Genomic DNA, 19,229 nt, shown 5'->3' on the forward strand with positions numbered 1-19,229 from the left:
AATTCAATTAAAATGAAATTAAGATATCAATGGATCCTTCCTCTTATTGCTCTTGGGTTTACTGCCTGTGAGAGCGATGACGATGGAGGTGTGATGATGCCGGAGGATATGGTGGAATATTCCGCAGGTACTGCGGACTTCACCACCTACGTTTCCTTAGGGAATTCTCTAACTGCAGGATATACAGACGGAGCGCTCTTTCAGGCCGGGCAAATGAATTCTTTTCCAAATCTCCTGGCCAATCAATTTGCCCAGGTAGGAGGGGGAGAGTTCACCCAACCCTTAATGGCCGATAATCTTGGCGGAATGCTTATCGGAGGATTCCAGTTCCTTGAGAATCGTCTGATCTTTGACGGATCCGGCCCGGTAAGACTTCCTGGGAATGCCACTACCGAGGTTACCAATAAATTATCAGGTTCGTTTAATAATATGGGGGTTCCCGGTGCCAAGAGTTTTCATCTGCTGGCTCCGGGCTATGGAAGCCTGCAGGCTTTGCAGCAGGGACAAGCCAACCCGTATTATGCGAGATTCTCTTCAAGTGAGAACGCTACGGTATTAGGAGATGCCATGGCTCAGAATCCTACTTTCTTCACCCTTTGGATCGGAGCAAATGACGTTCTTGGTTATGCTGTGGCAGGTGGGGATGGCGTTGACCGAAATGGAGATACCAATCTTTCCAACTATGAAAGTAATGATATTACAGACCCTCAGGTGTTCGGACAGGTATATACCAATATTGTTTCTACCCTGACTTCGGGTGGAGCCAAAGGTGTGGTTGCCAATGTGCCGAATGTAACGGTTATCCCTTACTTTACAACCGTGCCATATAACGCCATCCCTATGGATGCTGCTACTGCAGCATTCGTTAACCAGGGGTACGGAGATTATAATCAGGCTTTGCAGCAATTTGCTGCCGGAGGTGCGATTTCTCAGGAAGAGGCAGCGGCCAGGACTATAAACTTTGTGGAAGGGCAGAATGCTCCGGTGATCGTAGATGAATACCTTACGGACCTTTCCGCCTTTGGATTACCTCCCTATCGTCAGCTTGCGGCAGGTGAATTATTAGTGCTACCGAGTGCTGCTTTCTTAGGGACCCTTGTAGATAATGATCCAACGAAGGTAAACGGGGTTTCTGTGCCACTGGAAGACAAGTGGGCTTTGACCGCACCTGAACTGCAGGAAATCGATGCAGCTACCCAGGCGTTCAACCAGGTCATTGACGCCGTTGCGGCCCAGAACGACCTGCCGGTAATTGATGCCTATAGCCTGATCAATCAGACGTTCACGGGATTACCCTTCGATGAGTTTAATTTTACTAATAATCTTGTTACAGGAGGTATGTTCTCACTGGATGGGATACACCTGACTGCACGGGCGAATGCCTTTGTTGCAAATAAAGTTATGGAGGCCATAGAGTCCAAATACGAGGCTGTTCTTCCAAGGTATAAGGCGGGCGATTTCGGTATAGCCTACCCTGCTCAGTTACCTTAAATATTAAAATATTTCTGATGTAAAAAAGCCCGATTTTAAGTCGGGCTTTTTTGTGCCTTGAATTCTTATTTATGGGTAAATATCAGGGGGTTAAAAAAAAATTGGAAAATGAATAAATTTTCAATTAAAAGCATATCTTTGCACCGCGAAAAAAGTCCGATTTGAATCCAATGCGGGAGGTTTTTTTTCGTATTGAATAAGCTAAACATTAAACACTTAAGTAATGTCTAAAGTTACAGGTAAAGTTGCACAGATTATTGGTCCGGTTGTGGACGTGGAATTTGGTTCAGAAACTGAGCTTCCAAATATTTACGACTCGCTGGAAATCACAAGAAAAGATGGTTCTAAATTAGTTCTCGAGGTACAATCTCATATTGGTGAAGATACTGTAAGGACTATTTCCATGGATTCTACCGATGGTTTAAGTAAGGGAACTGAGGTTGTTGCTCAGGGTAACCCAATTCAAATGCCCATCGGAGAAGATGTTTACGGACGTTTGTTTAATGTGATCGGAGATGCAATTGACGGACTTGGAAATCTTCCTAAAGAAGGGAAGAATGGTCTTCCAATTCACCGTGAAGCCCCTAAATTTGAAGATTTATCTACCTCTACAGAGGTATTATATACCGGGATTAAGGTAATTGACCTGATTGAGCCTTACGCAAAAGGAGGTAAGATTGGTCTTTTCGGTGGAGCCGGAGTAGGTAAGACCGTACTGATCCAGGAATTGATTAACAACATTGCAAAAGGACACGGTGGTCTTTCTGTATTTGCCGGAGTAGGTGAGCGTACTCGTGAGGGGAATGACCTTCTAAGAGAGATGCTTGAATCTGGTATTATTAAATACGGGGAAGACTTCATGCATTCTATGGAAGAAGGCGGATGGGACCTTAGTAAGGTAGATAAGGCTGCCATGAAGGAGTCGAAGGCTACTTTCGTGTTCGGACAGATGAATGAGCCTCCGGGAGCACGTGCCCGTGTTGCACTTTCAGGACTTACCATTGCAGAATACTTCCGTGATGGAGCAGGAGAAGGACAAGGAAAGGATGTACTTTTCTTCGTAGATAACATTTTCCGTTTTACCCAGGCTGGTTCTGAGGTGTCTGCACTTCTTGGACGTATGCCTTCTGCGGTAGGTTATCAGCCAACACTTGCTACCGAGATGGGTGCAATGCAGGAGCGTATTACCTCTACTAAAACAGGATCTATCACCTCTGTACAGGCAGTATATGTACCTGCGGATGACCTTACTGACCCTGCACCGGCAACGACCTTTGCCCACCTTGATGCAACAACCGTACTTTCCAGAAAGATCGCAGAGCTTGGTATCTATCCTGCAGTAGACCCGTTAGAGTCTTCTTCAAGAATTCTTGCTGCAGAGATCATCGGAAAAGAGCACTACGCTTGTGCTCAGCGTGTAAAAGAGCTTTTACAGCGTTACAAAGAGCTACAGGATATTATCGCTATTCTAGGTATGGAAGAGCTTTCTGAAGAAGATAAGCTTGCGGTATCAAGAGCGAGAAGGGTTCAGCGTTTCCTTTCTCAGCCATTCCACGTAGCAGAGCAGTTTACTGGTATTCCAGGGGTACTTGTTGATATCAAGGATACCATCAAAGGATTCAACATGATCATGGATGGTGAGCTTGATCACCTTCCTGAAGCTGCCTTTAACCTTAAAGGTACTATCGAGGAAGCGATCGAAGCCGGAGAGAAAATGCTTGCAGAAGCATAATTCACCCATGATTGCAGGGGTTTTTACCCCGTATGTTGAAAACTGAAAATTATAAACTATGTATTTAGAAATAGTAACACCGGAAGCAACATTATTTAAAGGAGAGGTAACTTCGGTTGCTGTTCCTGGAGTGGATGGTGAGTTTCAGATGTTGAACAACCACGCCCCTGTTGTGTCGATTCTTGGACAGGGTAAGGTCAAGATCTATGGAGATATAAAAATCTCTAAAGAGTTCGCAGACAGGTTTTCAAAAGGAGATAAGAATGAAACCATTCTTCCTATCAACAGTGGAACGATCGAAATGAACGACAATAAAGTGATCGTTCTTGCAGATTAAGACTTGTACTTAAGATCATAAATAAAAAGCGCCGGTAATCCCGGCGCTTTTTTGTTTACCTCTTGGATTCAAGCCATTCCTTTCTTTTTTTTAACTGCTCCTTTGAAGGAGATTCAGTAAGATTCATTAAGTAATCCGGAGCTGGTTTGAGGTGAATAGTCTTTTTTAGCTCCCTGTCGAATCGTTCTACCTTAAGTTGAATGGTATCTCCGGGTTTCCTGTCTTTTAAAATGCTTTTAAGGTTGAATGTATCATCTGAAGGTACCCCATCCACCGAAACGATCTGATCGCCCTTGCTGAGCCCGGCTTCATATGCAGGACTTCCCTTAACAGGATAGGAGGTAAGTGTGCCCTTATCAATTTCCACGCCGAGGTAGGGTTTGTCCTTTGGCTGTGTAAGCGCTATCCCCATCTGGTTTAGCAAACTCTTATAATCCGGCATTTGACTGTCGGATATGAAGTTTTTAAAAAATTCCGTACCTGTATCCTTTCCTGCATATTCTTTCAGTGTGTTTTCCAGCATATTCAGGGTATAGGGTTCTTCCTGTTTCCCGTATTTTTTCCAAAGTAGTTGGTAAAACCCGTCAAGGGATTTGTTTTCGGTTCGCAACCTAAGGTCAAGGGCGAGGCCCAGCATATGGCCGTAGGAGTAATAGGAAATAAAGGTGTTCGCTCGGTTTACCGGGTCAACGGATGTAGCCGCATCTACGAAGGGGGCCTGATAGCTCATTTCAACAGGGTTAAAATATTCTCTTCCCGGCCCGTTCCACACATAATTAAAAGTAGGAGTAATGGAGTTGAGGTATTCCAATTCGTCATAAATCCCGGCGCGCTTCAGCGTAAGATTGGTGTAGTAGGAGGTAAACCCTTCTGCGAACCAAAGAGCCCCGCTCATATTGGCATTGTTGAAATCAAAAGGTTCCAGTGATGCCGGGCGCAGGCGCTCCACATTCCAGGCGTGAAAGAATTCATGGGCCACGGTTCCGAGATTTCTTTGCCCTTCTGGTGTAGTCAATTCACGGGTAGAGGTGAGAACGGTGGAGTTACGATGTTCCATTCCATCCCCGTGTACCCAAGGCAGATAGCAGGCTAAAAAAGTGTATTCTCCATAATCGTAATCAGGGGCTTCCCCGAATACGGCAATCTCTTCCAGGACAATATTCCTCACATGATTGAAAAAGGTGTCAAAATCGCTTTCAGATCCCCTGTGGTGAAGAATAAACCTGATCGTTTGTTTTCCTGATTCAGCACGGATCTCAAAGCTTTTTTCCTGGTGGTTTGATATTTCCAAGGGACTGTCCATGAGATAATGGAGGTTCGGTGCGGTATACATGCTGTCGTTGATGCGTTGCAGTTGTGTCGCCACCTTCCAGTTAAGGTCCTCACGTACTTTAATTTTGACATGTTGTTTACGCTGCTGCAGGGCCGGGGCGTAGAGCAGGGTTGCCGGGATGTTTAGATGCGCATGGGATTCGCTGATATCACTGTAGGTGCCATCTGCATGGTTGGCAAATAGGGTGTAGTGGATCCTGACGATCCCGTCATGCTCAGGGATTAACCAGTCATAAGGATTGGGTCTAATCACTTCCAGGAGGTCGCCATTACTGTTGTAAGCTTTAAAACTGTAGACATTCTTTGCAAATTCGTGTAGTGCGTACCTTCCGGGAGAACTTCTGCTCATGGTAATGCGCAGGGTATCCATGTCAAGATCCCGGAAAGTCACAGAGATCTCTGCTTCGTTTTGGGCAGCATTATCGAAATTTAAGGTGTATTCAACCGGAGATTGACTCCTGCTGAACTGAATGGCAAAGGTAATGATTACTAATGTGTAGAGATATTTTTGCATAAAAACAGTGTTAATTCAGATGCTGAAGTTATCGAATATTAAAGTATTAATGGAAGGGAATAAAAGGGATATTTGCCAAGTGTTGTATTTTTACCCTTCCAAAAAGTGACATAAGTGGAATTACCCGAAAAATTACGTCTGAAGCTTGAAGAACGCCAGCAAAACAATGCCCTGAGGAAGCTCTCTGCGGATAGGGGTTTGGTGGATTTTAGCTCGAATGACTATTTGGGTTTATCCGCATCCCGATCCCTCGCTGATCTTACGCAGCAGATCATGCTGGAACAGGGAGTAGTGAAGAATGGGAGTACCGGATCGAGGCTTATCTCAGGAAATTATCCCCTTTATGAACAAACGGAGTTGTTTCTAAAGGAATGTTATAAGGCGGAAGATGCCCTGATCTTTAATTCCGGTTATGATGCGAATATTGGATTTTTCTCTTCTGTTCCTCAAAGAGGGGATGTGGTCTTATATGATGAATGGATCCATGCATCTGTCAGAGATGGTCTGAGAATGTCAATGTCCAGAAATTATCGTTTTCGCCATAATGATCTGGATCACCTTGAGGAATTATTACATAAGCACGCCGGGGCCGGGGTGTGCTATGTGGTTACAGAGTCAGTTTTTTCCATGGATGGAGATTCACCTGCCATGGCCGAACTGGTCAAGCTTTGTAATTCGTTTAAGGCCCTGTTGGTGGTAGATGAGGCTCACGCTCTTGGTGTGCTTGGGCCGCAAGGGAAAGGTCTTACCTATGAAGAATCGATCAGGTCCGGGGTATTTGCCCGGATACTCACCTTCGGTAAAGCCCCCGGAGTACATGGAGCGGCTGTGCTGGGTACTTCCGGTTTGAAGCAATACCTCCTTAATTTTGCCCGTAGCTTTATTTACACAACTGCGCTGCCTCCACATTCCCTGGCTTCGATCCTGGCATCTCATCAGTTGATGCAGGAAGAATTGCCCAGGAAGGAACTTCTGGATCGCATTGCTTTTGCCGATGTGCAGGCCAGGGAAAAATTGAAAGGAATGAAATGTGTCTCAGGAAATTCTTCCATCACCAGTATCCTCTTACCTGGCAATGACCTGGTTAAGGAAATAGCCGGAAAATTGGTGGATGCGGGTTATGATGTGAAGCCAATTTTATCGCCAACAGTACCTAAAGGGAAGGAAAGGATACGAATTTGCCTTCATTCGTTTAATTCTTTTGAAGAAATTGAAGGTCTTTTCGACAGACTTCTTATTTTTGTTAAGCCCTGCCTTTCAGATGTTTAATATTTGATTTTGCAGTAATTTATGAGTAAAAGGATTTTTGTAACGGGAATATCTACGGATGTGGGAAAGACGATCGCATCCGCAATTATCGCAGAAGCCTTAAAGGCCGACTACTGGAAGCCTGTACAGTCGGGAGATTTGGATTACTCAGATACCCACAAGGTAAAGGAGTTGGTTAGTAATCCTGATACGAAGTTTCATCCTAATAGTTATGCGTTAAAAGTTCCTATAAGTCCCCACGCATCAGCTGCCATCGATGGCATTACCATAGAAAGTGAAAAGATCCTTGAGCCTGATACGCAAAATACGCTTGTCATTGAAGGTGCCGGCGGACTCCTGGTTCCTCTTAATGATCACTCTACTATTCTGGATATTTTAAAACCGGAATACAAGGTGGTCGTAGTCTCCAGGCATTATCTTGGCAGTATTAACCATACCCTTTTAACCATCGACCTTTTAAAACAGAAGGGGTATAATATTTCCATACTCTTCAGTGGTAAGGAGCATCCCACAACAGAACAGATCATCCAGAAGATGACAGGGGTTCCGGTTATAGGTAGAATAGATGAGGAAAAGGGATTTAGCAAGGAGGTGATTCGCAGGTATGCAGATCATTTCAGAAAGAAACTGGAAGCGCTGTAAAGCCTGTAAACTCACCGTATGTTCAATATCCTGTGTCCGGATATTTCCTCTTCCGTCCAATTATTAGCATCTTTGTACTTTTTAGGATCCTTTTTAAAAAATGAGGGAAATGACGATATCGGAGAGAGATAAGAACTATTTATGGCATCCGCTTACTCAGCATAAGACACACCCGGAAAACCTGGCCATCACCACGGCGTCAGGGGCTGTTTTTACAGATGAACACGGCAAGCAGTATGTTGATGGGATAGCTTCCTGGTATACCTGTATGTACGGGCATTGTAATCCGTATATCACCAAAAAACTTCAGGACCAGCTCAATGTTCTGGATCATGTTATATTCTCAGGGTTAACTCATGAACCTGCGGTAAGGCTCTCAGAAATGCTAATCGGTATTTTACCCGAAGGGCAGGAGAAGTTGTTTTTCTCTGACAATGGTTCCACTGCGGTGGAGGTTGCGATTAAAATGTCGCTGCAGTATCACTTTAATCAGAGTAGCAAACGCAATACCATCATTGCATTTGAGGATGGTTTTCACGGAGATACTTTTGGAGCCATGTCTGTTTCAGGACTTTCAGTCTACAACGGTCCCTTTGAAGATTTCTTTCTGAATGTGAAGCGTATCCCGGTTCCGGATGGCACTAACAATAAAGAGGTGTTAGCGAAATTCAGATCGCTGTTGGAAACGGAAGCGGTAGCTTCCTTTATTTTTGAACCGCTTGTGCAGGGTGCCGCAGGAATGAAGATGTATGATGCTGAAGGACTGGAGGCCCTTATGGTTTTGGCCCGGGAGTTTGGGGTGCTTAATATTGCCGATGAAGTTATGACTGGTTTCGGGAAAACAGGAACTTTATTCGCCACAGATCAACTGCAGGTGAAGCCGGATATGATCTGTCTCAGCAAAGCATTAACTGCAGGTATGCTGCCCATGGCGGTTACCAGTTGCAGCTCGGATGTTTACCAGGCATTTTACAGCAGGGATCTGGGGAAGGGTTTTTTCCATGGCCACACTTACACTGCCAATCCATTGGCGTGTACTGCAGCTATAGCCGGGATAGAATTGTTGCTTTCTGAAGAGTTTCAGGGGCATATTCAAAGGATAAAAAGCATGCACCTGGATTTTGATAAGCGTATAAAAAACTTACCGGGGGTGCGTGCTACCCGTCAGCTGGGTGTTATCTATGCTCTAGACCTCGACGTTGAGATGGAGCGATACGGTGATCTCCGGCAAAATCTGTACAATTATTTTATGTCCAGGGGAGCTTTCCTGAGACCCCTTGGGAATACCATTTATATCCTGGCACCCTATACTACAACGAAAGCACAGATGGAGGTATTGTACACTGCCATTGAAGGGGTACTTGAGAAGGTGCCTGTAGCAGGGTGATGAAACCTGTTGATATTTTGAAGTAAAATCCCGTAAGGTTATAACTGTATACCTCCGGGTACATTAAACAAAGAATGAAAGAACGAATAGCGATAACCGGTATCGGCAGTATTTCTCCTTTGGGGGGCTCCCTGGAGGCAGCATGGGCAAGGTACCGGGATACTGATCATTGTTTTACCGAACGGCATGTTAATGCTTGTAATTATCCCATTGCACCTGTGGATCCTAACCTGGAGAGCGCGATTGAGGAATTGAGGAATTCTGACCATCGCTACAAGGACCTGGATCGCTCCGTTCTGTTTGCTATAGAGGCTTCCAGGAGAGCTCTGGATATGTCCGGTTGGAAAAAAAAGGCGGATTTCGGGGTCAATATAGGTTCCTCCAGGGGCGCTACGGGTTTATTCGAGGAATACCACAAAACCTATCTGGAAAAAGGATATGCACCTACCCTTACCTCTCCAACCACCACCCTGGGTAATATTGCCAGCTGGGTGGGGCATGATCTCCAATCGCAAGGTCCGGTGATATCCCACTCCATAACGTGTTCTACAGCGTTACACGCCGTACTTAACGGGTATGCATGGATTAGATCGGGGTTAACCGGGAAATTCCTTGCGGGAGGCAGCGAAGCCAGTCTCACCCCCTTTACCCTGGCGCAAATGCGCTCGCTTAAAATATACGGAACCGCCGGGGAGACCTATCCGTGTAAAGCACTGGATATGGATAAAACTAGAAATTCCATGGTACTTGGGGAAGGAGCTTCCATGGTTTGTATGGAGAAGGATCCTGAAGGTACCTCCTTGGCGTATATTTCGGGGATAGGCTATGCCACAGAGAGGCTTAAACACAATATTTCGATCTCTGCCGATGCCAAATGTTTTCAGCGATCCATGAAGATGGCTCTTGGAGTATTAAATCCTTCTGATGTTGATGTTGTGGTCATGCATGCACCGGGCACCATTAAAGGGGATCTTTCTGAGATAAAGGCCATTCGCTCCGTTTTTGGAGAAACCACTCCGGGATTGACGAGTAATAAATGGAAAGTAGGTCATACTTTCGGTGCTTCCGGGGCGTTGAGCCTGGAACTGGCAGTGCTGATGCTGAAACATCAGGAATTTATCGGTGTGCCATTTATCAAGGAGCAACACGGACTGATTCCCAGTAAAATAAGCCGTATTCTTGTGAATGCTGTGGGCTTCGGAGGGAATGCAGTGAGTGTGTTACTGGAGAGGTCGAACTTATAACAGAAGGTATAACAAACAAAAGGAAGCATTTAAAAAAAAGGCAGGTAAGGTTAGCAAATCCTTTTTCTTTACTTTTGTTGCATCAATAATCATCCAATGACGGACCAATTTATGGTTCCGATAAAGCATAGAGCTTATGAATGAGACAAGACATAACTGGACTAAAGAAGAAATTCTTAATATATACAATCAACCTTTGATGGATCTGTTGTACCAGGCTGCAGGGGTGCACAGAAAATATCACGATCCGAATACAGTACAAGTATCCACCCTGTTATCCATTAAAACCGGGGGATGCCCGGAAGATTGCGGATATTGTCCGCAGGCTGCCCGGTATCATACCGATGTGGAAGGGAACGACCTGATGACCGTTAACCAGGTAAAGGCCCAGGCCCTCAGGGCGAAGGCATCCGGCAGCTCAAGAGTTTGTATGGGAGCTGCCTGGAGAAACGTTAAGGATGGTCCCGAGTTCGAACAGGTGCTTGAAATGGTGCGAACCATTAACAAGCTGGAAATGGAAGTGTGCTGTACCCTGGGAATGCTTACTGAGAACCAGGCGAAACGCCTGGCAGAAGCAGGTCTTTACGCCTATAACCATAACCTGGATACTTCGGAAGAGTACTATAAGGAAGTGATCTCCACCAGGGGATACCAGGACCGCCTGGATACTATTGGTAATGTTAGAAAAACCAACGTTACTGTTTGCAGTGGGGGAATTATCGGCATGGGTGAATCTGTGGAAGACAGAGCGGGTATGCTCGTAGCGCTTTCCAGTCTTAATCCTCAGCCGGAATCGGTTCCGATCAATGCTCTGGTAGCAGTTGAGGGAACTCCAATGGAAGAGCAAAAGCCGGTGGCGATCTGGGAAATGATTCGTATGGTAGCTACTACCAGGATCGTTATGCCCGAGACGCAGGTCAGACTATCTGCCGGAAGAACTGATATGAGCAGAGAAGGTCAGGCAATGTGTTTCTTTGCAGGTGCAAATTCCATCTTTGCCGGAGATAAGTTACTTACTACTCCTAATCCTGATGTAAATGAAGATATGGAGATGTTTAAGCTACTGGGTCTTAATCCGCAAAAACCATTCATCAAGAAAATGCAGCCTGAGACTGTAGAGGCAGAGCATTCAAAGTTTGACGCCCTGGGCGAAAAACCGAAATGGAGTCGTCCCGGACATACGATTGATAGAAATGAAGAGGCCAGGAATAAGGCCAGGGAATTGAAGCAAACCAAATAAGGACTGCGTCCTGATTTTATATGTAACAAACAGCCTCGCATTATATGTTGCTTGAACAGGTACCACGGATAGACGAAATTAGCAAGGAGGATTTCATTAAGTATTATCTGGATCCTCAGCGTCCGGTTGTGGTAAATAAGTTTGCATCAGACTGGCCCGCTTATGAGAAGTGGAGCCTTGATTATATGCGGGAGGTTGCCGGAGAACAGGAGGTGCCGCTTTATGACGACCGCCCCGTTTCCTACAAGGATGGATTTAACCAGCCTCATGCCAGGATGAAGATGGGAGCGTATATAGATTTACTGGAAACGAAACCAACCAATTACCGTATCTTTTTGTATAACCTCCTCAAGGAAGTTCCCCGTTTGCAAAAGGATTTTAGCTGGCCCGATATAGGACTTAAATTAGTGAGGCAATTGCCCATGTTGTTTTTCGGTGGTAAAGGGAGCAGGGTCTTTATGCATTTTGATATTGACTACTCCAATATTCTTCATTTTCATTTTCATGGAAAGAAGCAATGTGTCATCTTTCCGCCGGATCAAAGCGATTACCTCTATAAGATCCCGCATTCCCTTATTGCACGTGAAGATATTGACTTTGATGATCCCGATTATGAGCAATGGCCGGCTCTCCGGCATGCGAAGGGGTATATCACAAACCTGGAGCATGGAGATATGCTGTATATGCCCGAGGGATACTGGCATTATATGAAGTATGAAACCCCTGGTTTTTCTATGAGTCTCAGGGCATTCCCAAGGCGAACCTCTAATTTAATTAAAGCCGCTTATAATGTTTTTTTCATGCGTCATTTTGACAATTATATGCGAAGGATTAAAGGGCAGCGGTGGATCGATGAGAAAAATGCCAAAGCGGTGATCAATACCCACAGGAAGCTCGGGATCAATCTATAAGTTCATTTATTTTTTCATACACCAGGTGAGACTCCCAGCCGCGATAGAGAAGGTAGTCGGCCAGTTTTTTCTTTGCCTTGAGCTTATTGGGTTCTCTGAGGCTTTCCAGTCGCCTGGAGGCAAGTTCATGCAGGGTGTTGATATAACTATTCTCCGGGATCTCCTCCATTGCGGTTCGAATATTAAACCGTGAGATTTCCCGCAGTTTCAACTCTCTTTCTATTCTCTTTCGTCCCCATTTCTTTACCCTGAATTTTCCCCTTGCAAACTCTTTTGCAAAGCGTTCCTCATTGAGAAAATTGTGTTCTATCAGGTGGGCTACAATGGTGTCTATCGCTAACGGGATCATTTTCATAGCCGTGAGTTTGGAGATGACTTCCTTATGGCAACGTTCCTGGTAGGCGCAGTAATGCTCCATCTTACGGGTAGCTTCGTCTACGGTATAAGAGATCTGAGGTTTCACTCCTGCAAATGTACATATTTTACGTTAGCTCATCCAGATACCGGCCAAGAGGTATATAATGGCGGTAACAGCGCCTGAGATCAGGGTATATGCCAACCAGGTGGTCAACGACGGGCCGTTTGCATTTCCTGCGAATGTAAAGGAGACTTATAAAAGTACCGATGATTTCAGAAAGATCCTTCCTATTCCCAGAAATGAGCTTCAGACCCAGTCTGCCCTGGAGCAGAATCCGGGTTATGCTACAGAGTAAAATCCAATATGTATAAACAAAAAAACCACGCCAATTGGCGTGGTTTTTTTTTAATTTAATTCTTTTCCGTCTTTATCTTGAAAACGGTATTCTAGGTATGTGTAAGCATCTCTGGGTAAGACTTTAACCCATTTTTTGTGTTCTAAAAACCATTTAGAACGCACGGATGGAAATCCTTTGGTAACATAGGCAGCAATAAAGGGATGAGCATTTAAGATGATCCCGTTTTTGTGCCCCTTATTCGTGATAATTCGCTCCAGATCGGCAGTCATTTTGTTGATAAGAACAATGGGGGCTTCAACTTCGCCTTCTCCATTAGGGTTCTCTTCTCTGGTCTTGATATTGACCTCCGGTCTTACGCGTTGTCTTGTAATTTGTATCAGGCCAAATTTACTTGGGGGAAGTATCTTATGTTTGGCTCTGTCGTCCTTCATTTCCTCACGCAGCTGATCATAAAGTTTTCTGCGGTTGTCTGAAGAAGACATGTCGATAAAATCGATAACGATAATACCTCCCATATCGCGCAGTCGCAATTGTCTGGCGACTTCTTTGGCTGCGATAAGATTCACTTCCAGTGCGGTGTCTTCCTGGTTCTTAGCTTTATTTGAACGATTACCGCTGTTCACATCAATAACGTGAAGGGCTTCGGTATGTTCAATAACCAGGTAGGCTCCCTTGCTGGTAGAAACCGTTCGGCCAAAGGAGGTTTTTATCTGGCGTTCGATCCCGAATTTCTCGAAGATCGGAACGTTCGATTCATACAATTTTACAATAGATTCTTTTCCTGGTGCAATTTGCTGCACGTAATCTTTAATCTGGTAATAAAGCGTTTCATCGTCTACGTAAATCCCGGTGAAATCATCGTTAAAGACGTCTCTTAGAATGGAGGCGGCCCTGTTGAGTTCACTGAGTACTTTAGACGGTAACTTCGCTTTGTAAATTTTCTTGCACATCGCTGTCCATTTGGTCAGCAAATTGTTCAAGTCTTTGTCTAGTTCGGCGACTTTTTTGCCATCGGCTACGGTACGTACGATTACTCCGAACCCCTTGGGTCGGATACTTTGTACCAGCCTTTTTAAACGGTCCTTTTCTTCCTTGCTTTCGATCTTTTGGGAAACGGAAACCCGGTCAGAAAACGGAACCAATACCAGGTAGCGTCCGGCTATGGAAAGCTCAGAGCTGATCCTGGGTCCTTTTGTTGAGATCGGTTCTTTTACGATTTGAACCAAAATAGACTGGTTGGCCTTTAACGCATCGTTAATGCTGCCATTCTTGTCTATATCCTTTTCAAAAGGAAAGTCTTTGAGAGAAAAATCTTTTAATTTACCTGTGCTTACACGCTTAATGAACTTCAGCAAGGATTGGAGTTGTGGCCCCAGATCGTGATAATGCAGGAATGCATCTTTCTCATACCCTACATTCACGAAGGCAGCGTTCAGGCCGGAAACCGGCTTTCTGACCTTAGCGAGCATAATGTCGCCCACCGAAAAGTCACTGCTGTCTTCATCCTTGTGTAATTCAGTAAGTTTTCCATCCTTTAATATGGCAAAATCAACGTCAGAGGAACCAGATCTTACGATTAATTCTTTATTCACTCTGAATGAATTTAGATCTGTCTGACACGGTCAGACTGATGGATTAAACAATAATTTAAAGTCCCGAAGGCCTTTAAATCTTTAAATTGTTTGACAGGTTTTAAATTATAACCCGGCAGGATTTCTGATCGGAACCGATCGTCAACCCCTATTTCAAAGAACGCAATAGTATATTTTGATATACCGTGAAAAAAGAAAAAGTAGTTATCTAACTACTTTTTCTTGTGGCGGTTAGCTCTTCTTCTTTTCTTACGCTTGTGCGTGGCTACCTTATGTCTTTTTCTTTTCTTACCACTTGGCATTGACTAATGAATTTATATTAATACTAATTTATTTTACCTCCACGTTGGACTTAACGCCTTCTACAAATACTTTCGCAGGTTTGAACGCAGGAATATTGTGAGCTGGTATCTTGATAGTGGTATTCTTAGAAATGTTTCGGCCGGTTTTCTCCGCTCTGGTTTTAATAATAAAACTTCCGAAACCTCTTAGGTATACGTTATCACCACTCTCTAAAGAGTTTTTCACTTCTTCCATAAATGATTCAACAGTTGCCTGTACATCACCTTTTTCCATTCCAAGCTTCTCCGAAATCTTCGCTACGATGTCTGCTTTTGTCATTTTAGTATTTTTGTTTAGAGTTATAATTTAGGGGTTGCAAATATATAAATTAATTAGTCAATAAATAAAGTGTAATTGATTAAAATTTAACTATCTATAGGCAATATAGGAAAAATTATTAGTTCTGTTTATGACTTTCTATCAACACATAATTAACTGGTATACAGCGTGTAAGCGTGACCTTCCGTGGCGAAATACTGTAAACCCTTATAAAATATGGCTTTCCGAGATTATGCTTCAGCAAACCCGGGTAGAGCAGGGACTGCCTTATTATCAGGATTTTGTTAATAAGTTTCCTACAGTGCATCATCTTGCCGCTGCCGCTGATGACCTGGTTATGAAGATGTGGCAGGGTCTGGGCTATTATTCCAGAGCCAGGAACCTGCATGCCACCTCTAAGTATATTAGCCGGGAGCTGGATGGGAGGTTCCCGGAGAGGTTTGCAGACCTGAAAAAATTAAAGGGTGTTGGGGATTACACGGCGGCTGCAATTGCCTCTTTTTCCTTTGGGGAGGCTGTACCTGTTGTCGATGGAAATGTCTATCGGTTATTGTCCCGTTACTTTGGGGTCGACATCCCAGTGAACAGTACAGAGGGGGTGCGGTATTTTCGGGAGCTCGCAGAGCAATTAATAGATAAAGATCGCCCCGGCACCTATAACCAGGCCATCATGGAATTTGGAGCCCGTCAGTGCAAACCTCAGAGCCCCGATTGCGGGGCATGCCCGTTACAGGACTCCTGTGTTGCCCTGCAAAAGAATACGGTAAGCGTGCTTCCGGTAAAGTTGAGGAAGGGAAAGGTTAAAAAAAGATATTTCAATTACCTTATACCTTATAATGATAGGCAGGTGTTGATTTCCAAAAGAACCGGTAACGATATCTGGAGAGATCTCTACGAATTTCCTCTGGTGGAAACAGGGGCTCCTTCCGGTTGGGACGAGGTTAGTAAAGCGGCACAGGTAAAGGCTCTTCCCGGTATCGATTCTGCCAGGGTTTGGCTCTATAATGAAGAGCAGGTAGTACATAAATTGTCGCATCAGCATATCTATACCAGGTTCTGGATTGTAGAGCTTGCCGAAGAATTCGATCAGGGAGTGGAAAAAAGTAGGGTTTCAGATTATGCCATGCCCGTTTTGCTGGCTAACTTTGTACGGGATTTTGAATTTTCGAATTAGGTAAATTTTAATACATTTATAACTACGAAGAACTTTAACCATACTTAATAATGAGTGGAACACTAAATAAGGTAATGCTGATAGGTCATCTGGGAGACGATGTGAAGATGAATTATTTTGAGGGAGGCAACTGTATCGGCAGGTTCCCTCTGGCAACCAACGACTCCTACACCAACAGGCAAACCGGAGAACGCGTAACCAATACGGAATGGCACAATATTGTGGTTCGTAATAAGGCTGCGGAGGTTTGCGAAAAATACCTCAAAAAGGGCGATAAGGTCTACGTGGAGGGCCGATTAAAGAATCGCCAGTGGCAGGGAGAAGATGGTAATATGCGTTACACCACAGAAATACATGTAACCGACTTTACATTTCTTTCCAATAAAAATGAATCGGGACCTTACCAGGGGGACGGAGGCAGGCCCGGAATGGGGCAGAACCCCGCCGGACAACAACCTGCGCAGCAAACCGGGCAATCTACCTCAAACAGCCCTTCCGCTGGCATGGAAGAGGAAGATGATGATCTGCCGTTTTAATATAGTCTAACCAAATTTCTGACACTTGGACCCTGAGCCCTCGAGTTTAATTTCTTTTATACTTGCTATAGAGCCGGTTACGGTGGTTAAGATCACCGTGCTGTTTGTTTTGCTGTTTTGCTCCGCCCTGGTTTCAGGGGCAGAGGTCGCCTTTTTTTCGCTTTCACCCTCCGATCTTATTAAAAGAAGAAATGAAGGTGATAAAAGAACAGAGGTGGTAACCTCCCTGTTGGAGTATCCTAAAAAACTTCTGGCCACCATCCTGGTTGCCAATAATTTCATAAATATCGCCATCGTTCTTCTCATTAGCTCTCTGAGTGAATTTTTTTTCGGATCGGTAAAAGGTGAGGTGTTGGGGTTCATACCGCTTCGGTTTATTGTGGAAGTGGTGGTGGCTACATTCCTGATCCTGCTCTTCGGCGAGATCCTGCCAAAGATCTATGCCAGTAGGAATAAGGTCGAGTTTTCTCATCTGATGGCGTATCCTTTACTGGTGCTCAATAAAATTTTCTATCCACTTAATATGCCTATGCGATCGGCGACGATCTATCTTCAGGATAAACTCGGAAAGCAGAAAGCTAATATTTCGGTGGATCAGCTGTCGCATGCCCTGGAACTCACTTCAGAAGAAGATACCACCAGGGAAGAACAGAAAATTCTTGAAGGGATCGTAACCTTTGGAAATACGGATACGCGACAGGTTATGCGGCCAAGGATCGATATTTTTGCCCTGAGCGAAGACATGAAATTCGGGGATGTAATCGAACAGATCGTAACTCATGGGTATTCCAGGGTGCCTGTTTACAAGGATCATATGGACCAGGTAACAGGGGTGCTCTATATTAAGGACCTTCTTCCGTACCTCGACCGGAAATCTTTTGATTGGATCACCCTGAAAAGGGAGGCGTATTTCGTTCCCGAAAATAAAAAACTGGACGATTTGCTCAAGGAATTTCAGGACATGAAAAGTCACCTCGCCATAGTGGTGGATGAGTATGGAGGAACTTCAGGATTGGTGACCCTTGAAGATATTATTGAAGAAATCGTTGGTGATATCAGTGATGAATTCGATGATGAGGACCTTATCTATTCAAAACTTGATGAAAAGAATTATGTTTTTGAAGGGAAGACCTCGTTAAAGGACTTTTACCGGGTGCTCAGGCTGGATGATCCTTCCGATTTTCAGAACAATAAAGGAGAGTCTGAAACGGTGGCCGGCTTTGTCCTGGAGATAGCAGGCAGCTTTCCGAAAAAAGGCGAACAGATCAGGTTTCAGAACTACACCTTTGTTATCGAGGCCATCGATAACAGACGTATAAAGCAAATTAAAGTAATGCTGGATTAAATGGAGTTTAAGTTTACCATCAGAATATTTAAATACGTACTGGCCTTAACCATGGCTATTGCTGTGATCTCATGTGCAGACCCTGCGGTGCCAAAGCCTAAGGCGATGTTAAGACTTGAGTATCCGGAGGCAGTGTATGAAAAAACCAACCTGCCTTGTCCGTTCAGATTTGAGAAAAATATCGCAGCCGAAATATCAGGTCAGAGGCAATGTTCATTTGTGATGGAATATCCTCAAATGAATGCGAATATCTTTTTTACTTATAAGCCGGTCAATGGTGACCTGGATATGCTGTTACGCGATGCTCAGAAATTAACCTATGAACACGTGGTTAAGGCAGATAACATAACTGAACAACCCTTCGTTAATCCGCAGAACAAGGTCTACGGTATGTTTTATAACCTTCAGGGTAATGCGGCGTCCCAGGCACAATTTTATCTCACAGACAGTCTGAACCATTTCGTTACCGGGTCATTGTATTTTAAAGCGAAGCCAAACTACGATTCGGTATTACCCGCGGCTCAGTATCTGGAAAAGGATATGAGGAAGGTGATGGAAACTTTCGGCTGGAAATAAACACGTGCCCGGTTCGGGCCTGCATTCGTCTATTTATTCAGAAGCTTTTCAGCGTTCTCGATGCTGGAATTTACCTGGTCTCTCATTACTTTTACCTTGATCTCTTCTTCTTCAAGCCACCTTTGCTTTTCTTCGGGTAGGGCTTTTCCTTTCAGGATCTCTTCCGAATCAAACCGATCTCCGAAACCTTTCATCCAATCCATCATCGATTTGTGCGCAGCCTGAAGGTCTTTCATGGCAATTTCATAGGGTGATCCTGCCTGTGCCGTATCTGCGATAGGCTTCAGTTCTCCGACGAGTTTGCTTATGGTGGTCATTTTGGGCATTACCTCATCGTGAATGGCCATTACCTCTTCCATTTTTGATGGTTCCTCAACATTGGCCTTTTCCTGCTTGCAAGAAAAAGCAATGAGGCAAACCACGATTAAAACTATTGTTCTCATGTTCATTTCCGAAATTGATTGTTATTAGGTGTAAAAGTAATGAAGAATTAACCGATTCTGTAAAGCTTTTAATGTTCCGGGTTAGCATAGGTTTGTTTTAACCTGGAGCTTCAGAAAGTACTCCGGA

The 19,229-nt window shown here is 44.3% G+C and carries 19 protein-coding genes; 14 read left to right on the forward strand and 5 right to left on the reverse strand.

The features are described 5' to 3' along the window. Window positions 1–12 precede the first annotated feature (12 nt). The 3 genes from K7R11_RS02960 to K7R11_RS02970 all read left to right on the forward strand — a co-directional run bounded on the left by K7R11_RS02960 (window position 13) and on the right by K7R11_RS02970 (window position 3,560). Window positions 13–1,491, forward strand: coding sequence for an SGNH/GDSL hydrolase family protein (locus K7R11_RS02960; protein WP_224488526.1), 1,479 nt, complete (start codon window positions 13–15; stop codon window positions 1,489–1,491). Window positions 1,492–1,714: 223 nt separating this feature from the next. After that, entirely contained in the window at window positions 1,715–3,223 is a 1,509-nt protein-coding gene (gene atpD / locus K7R11_RS02965) for a F0F1 ATP synthase subunit beta (protein ID WP_224488527.1), read from the forward strand. A 58-nt stretch (window positions 3,224–3,281) separates the two neighbouring features. Beyond that, the gene (locus K7R11_RS02970; RefSeq protein ID WP_224488528.1) at window positions 3,282–3,560 is read left to right on the forward strand and encodes a F0F1 ATP synthase subunit epsilon; all 279 of its coding nucleotides are present in this window, start codon (window positions 3,282–3,284) and stop codon (window positions 3,558–3,560) included. A 55-nt stretch (window positions 3,561–3,615) separates the two neighbouring features. Here the strand turns inward: K7R11_RS02970 and K7R11_RS02975 are convergent, their stop codons facing one another. Continuing rightward, complete coding sequence (locus K7R11_RS02975) at window positions 3,616–5,406, reverse strand: M61 family metallopeptidase (RefSeq protein WP_224488529.1); 1,791 nt, start codon at window positions 5,404–5,406, stop codon at window positions 3,616–3,618. 114 nt (window positions 5,407–5,520) lie between these two features. Between K7R11_RS02975 and K7R11_RS02980 the strand changes: the two genes are divergently transcribed. The 6 genes from K7R11_RS02980 (at window position 5,521) to K7R11_RS03005 (ending at window position 12,099) form a co-directional block, all read left to right on the forward strand. Beyond that, the gene (locus K7R11_RS02980; RefSeq protein ID WP_224488530.1) at window positions 5,521–6,675 is read left to right on the forward strand and encodes an aminotransferase class I/II-fold pyridoxal phosphate-dependent enzyme; all 1,155 of its coding nucleotides are present in this window, start codon (window positions 5,521–5,523) and stop codon (window positions 6,673–6,675) included. A gap of 21 nt (window positions 6,676–6,696) precedes the next feature. After that, window positions 6,697–7,317 carry a dethiobiotin synthase gene (gene bioD, locus K7R11_RS02985; RefSeq protein ID WP_224488531.1) on the forward strand — a complete coding sequence of 207 codons (621 nt, stop codon included), beginning with the start codon at window positions 6,697–6,699 and terminating at the stop codon, window positions 7,315–7,317. Between the two features lie 109 nt (window positions 7,318–7,426). Continuing rightward, window positions 7,427–8,704, forward strand: coding sequence for an adenosylmethionine--8-amino-7-oxononanoate transaminase (gene bioA, locus K7R11_RS02990; protein ID WP_224488533.1), 1,278 nt, complete (start codon window positions 7,427–7,429; stop codon window positions 8,702–8,704). 74 nt (window positions 8,705–8,778) lie between these two features. Continuing rightward, entirely contained in the window at window positions 8,779–9,948 is a 1,170-nt protein-coding gene (locus K7R11_RS02995) for a beta-ketoacyl synthase N-terminal-like domain-containing protein (RefSeq protein ID WP_224488535.1), read from the forward strand. 136 nt (window positions 9,949–10,084) lie between these two features. Continuing rightward, on the forward strand, window positions 10,085–11,188 hold the full coding sequence (gene bioB, locus K7R11_RS03000; protein WP_224488537.1) for a biotin synthase BioB: 1,104 nt from the start codon (window positions 10,085–10,087) through the stop codon (window positions 11,186–11,188). Between the two features lie 44 nt (window positions 11,189–11,232). After that, complete coding sequence (locus K7R11_RS03005) at window positions 11,233–12,099, forward strand: cupin-like domain-containing protein (protein ID WP_224488539.1); 867 nt, start codon at window positions 11,233–11,235, stop codon at window positions 12,097–12,099. Here K7R11_RS03005 and K7R11_RS03010 read toward each other — a convergent pair. After that, the gene (locus K7R11_RS03010) at window positions 12,089–12,517 is read right to left on the reverse strand and encodes a regulatory protein RecX (RefSeq protein ID WP_224489139.1); all 429 of its coding nucleotides are present in this window, start codon (window positions 12,515–12,517) and stop codon (window positions 12,089–12,091) included. The genes K7R11_RS03005 and K7R11_RS03010 overlap by 11 nt on opposite strands. Window positions 12,518–12,620: 103 nt before the next feature. On the opposite strand from K7R11_RS03010, the gene K7R11_RS03015 reads away from it, so the two are divergent. Next, complete coding sequence (locus tag K7R11_RS03015) at window positions 12,621–12,812, forward strand: RagB/SusD family nutrient uptake outer membrane protein (RefSeq protein WP_224488541.1); 192 nt, start codon at window positions 12,621–12,623, stop codon at window positions 12,810–12,812. Between the two features lie 50 nt (window positions 12,813–12,862). On the opposite strand, the gene K7R11_RS03020 is transcribed toward K7R11_RS03015, so the two are convergent. After that, window positions 12,863–14,407: an Rne/Rng family ribonuclease gene (locus K7R11_RS03020; RefSeq protein ID WP_224488543.1), complete on the reverse strand. Its 1,545-nt coding sequence runs from the start codon at window positions 14,405–14,407 to the stop codon at window positions 12,863–12,865. A gap of 330 nt (window positions 14,408–14,737) precedes the next feature. Beyond that, entirely contained in the window at window positions 14,738–15,028 is a 291-nt protein-coding gene (locus K7R11_RS03025; protein ID WP_224488545.1) for an HU family DNA-binding protein, read from the reverse strand. 130 nt (window positions 15,029–15,158) lie between these two features. Between K7R11_RS03025 and mutY the strand changes: the two genes are divergently transcribed. The 4 genes from mutY to gldD are packed head-to-tail and all read left to right on the forward strand — an operon-like array spanning window position 15,159 to window position 18,659. Further along, window positions 15,159–16,202 carry an A/G-specific adenine glycosylase gene (mutY, locus tag K7R11_RS03030; protein ID WP_224488547.1) on the forward strand — a complete coding sequence of 348 codons (1,044 nt, stop codon included), beginning with the start codon at window positions 15,159–15,161 and terminating at the stop codon, window positions 16,200–16,202. Between the two features lie 50 nt (window positions 16,203–16,252). After that, entirely contained in the window at window positions 16,253–16,738 is a 486-nt protein-coding gene (locus tag K7R11_RS03035) for a single-stranded DNA-binding protein (protein WP_224488549.1), read from the forward strand. A gap of 25 nt (window positions 16,739–16,763) precedes the next feature. Further along, the gene (locus K7R11_RS03040) at window positions 16,764–18,083 is read left to right on the forward strand and encodes a gliding motility-associated protein GldE (protein WP_224488551.1); all 1,320 of its coding nucleotides are present in this window, start codon (window positions 16,764–16,766) and stop codon (window positions 18,081–18,083) included. After that, complete coding sequence (gene gldD, locus K7R11_RS03045; protein ID WP_224488553.1) at window positions 18,084–18,659, forward strand: gliding motility lipoprotein GldD; 576 nt, start codon at window positions 18,084–18,086, stop codon at window positions 18,657–18,659. A gap of 29 nt (window positions 18,660–18,688) precedes the next feature. Here gldD and K7R11_RS03050 read toward each other — a convergent pair whose 3' ends face one another. After that, window positions 18,689–19,102 (reverse strand): hypothetical protein, encoded by a 414-nt coding sequence (locus K7R11_RS03050; RefSeq protein WP_224488555.1) that lies wholly within the window; start codon window positions 19,100–19,102, stop codon window positions 18,689–18,691. Window positions 19,103–19,229: the final 127 nt, after the last annotated feature.

Source organism: Robertkochia flava (assembly GCF_020166515.1).
GTDB lineage: Bacteria > Bacteroidota > Bacteroidia > Flavobacteriales > Flavobacteriaceae > Robertkochia > Robertkochia flava.

Bases quoted from the DNA above. Each gene is read 5' to 3' on its own strand.
- K7R11_RS02960 (WP_224488526.1), top strand. From the start codon at position 13: ATGAAATTAAGATATCAATGGATCCTTCCTCTTATTGCTCTTGGGTTT.
- atpD (WP_224488527.1), top strand. From the start codon at position 1,715: ATGTCTAAAGTTACAGGTAAAGTTGCACAGATTATTGGTCCGGTTGTG.
- K7R11_RS02970 (WP_224488528.1), top strand. From the start codon at position 3,282: ATGTATTTAGAAATAGTAACACCGGAAGCAACATTATTTAAAGGAGAG.
- K7R11_RS02975 (WP_224488529.1), bottom strand. From the start codon at position 5,406: ATGCAAAAATATCTCTACACATTAGTAATCATTACCTTTGCCATTCAG.
- bioD (WP_224488531.1), top strand. From the start codon at position 6,697: ATGAGTAAAAGGATTTTTGTAACGGGAATATCTACGGATGTGGGAAAG.
- bioA (WP_224488533.1), top strand. From the start codon at position 7,427: ATGACGATATCGGAGAGAGATAAGAACTATTTATGGCATCCGCTTACT.
- K7R11_RS02995 (WP_224488535.1), top strand. From the start codon at position 8,779: ATGAAAGAACGAATAGCGATAACCGGTATCGGCAGTATTTCTCCTTTG.
- bioB (WP_224488537.1), top strand. From the start codon at position 10,085: ATGAATGAGACAAGACATAACTGGACTAAAGAAGAAATTCTTAATATA.
- K7R11_RS03005 (WP_224488539.1), top strand. From the start codon at position 11,233: ATGTTGCTTGAACAGGTACCACGGATAGACGAAATTAGCAAGGAGGAT.
- K7R11_RS03010 (WP_224489139.1), bottom strand. From the start codon at position 12,517: ATGGAGCATTACTGCGCCTACCAGGAACGTTGCCATAAGGAAGTCATC.
- K7R11_RS03015 (WP_224488541.1), top strand. From the start codon at position 12,621: ATGGCGGTAACAGCGCCTGAGATCAGGGTATATGCCAACCAGGTGGTC.
- K7R11_RS03025 (WP_224488545.1), bottom strand. From the start codon at position 15,028: ATGACAAAAGCAGACATCGTAGCGAAGATTTCGGAGAAGCTTGGAATG.
- mutY (WP_224488547.1), top strand. From the start codon at position 15,159: ATGACTTTCTATCAACACATAATTAACTGGTATACAGCGTGTAAGCGT.
- K7R11_RS03035 (WP_224488549.1), top strand. From the start codon at position 16,253: ATGAGTGGAACACTAAATAAGGTAATGCTGATAGGTCATCTGGGAGAC.
- gldD (WP_224488553.1), top strand. From the start codon at position 18,084: ATGGAGTTTAAGTTTACCATCAGAATATTTAAATACGTACTGGCCTTA.
- K7R11_RS03050 (WP_224488555.1), bottom strand. From the start codon at position 19,102: ATGAGAACAATAGTTTTAATCGTGGTTTGCCTCATTGCTTTTTCTTGC.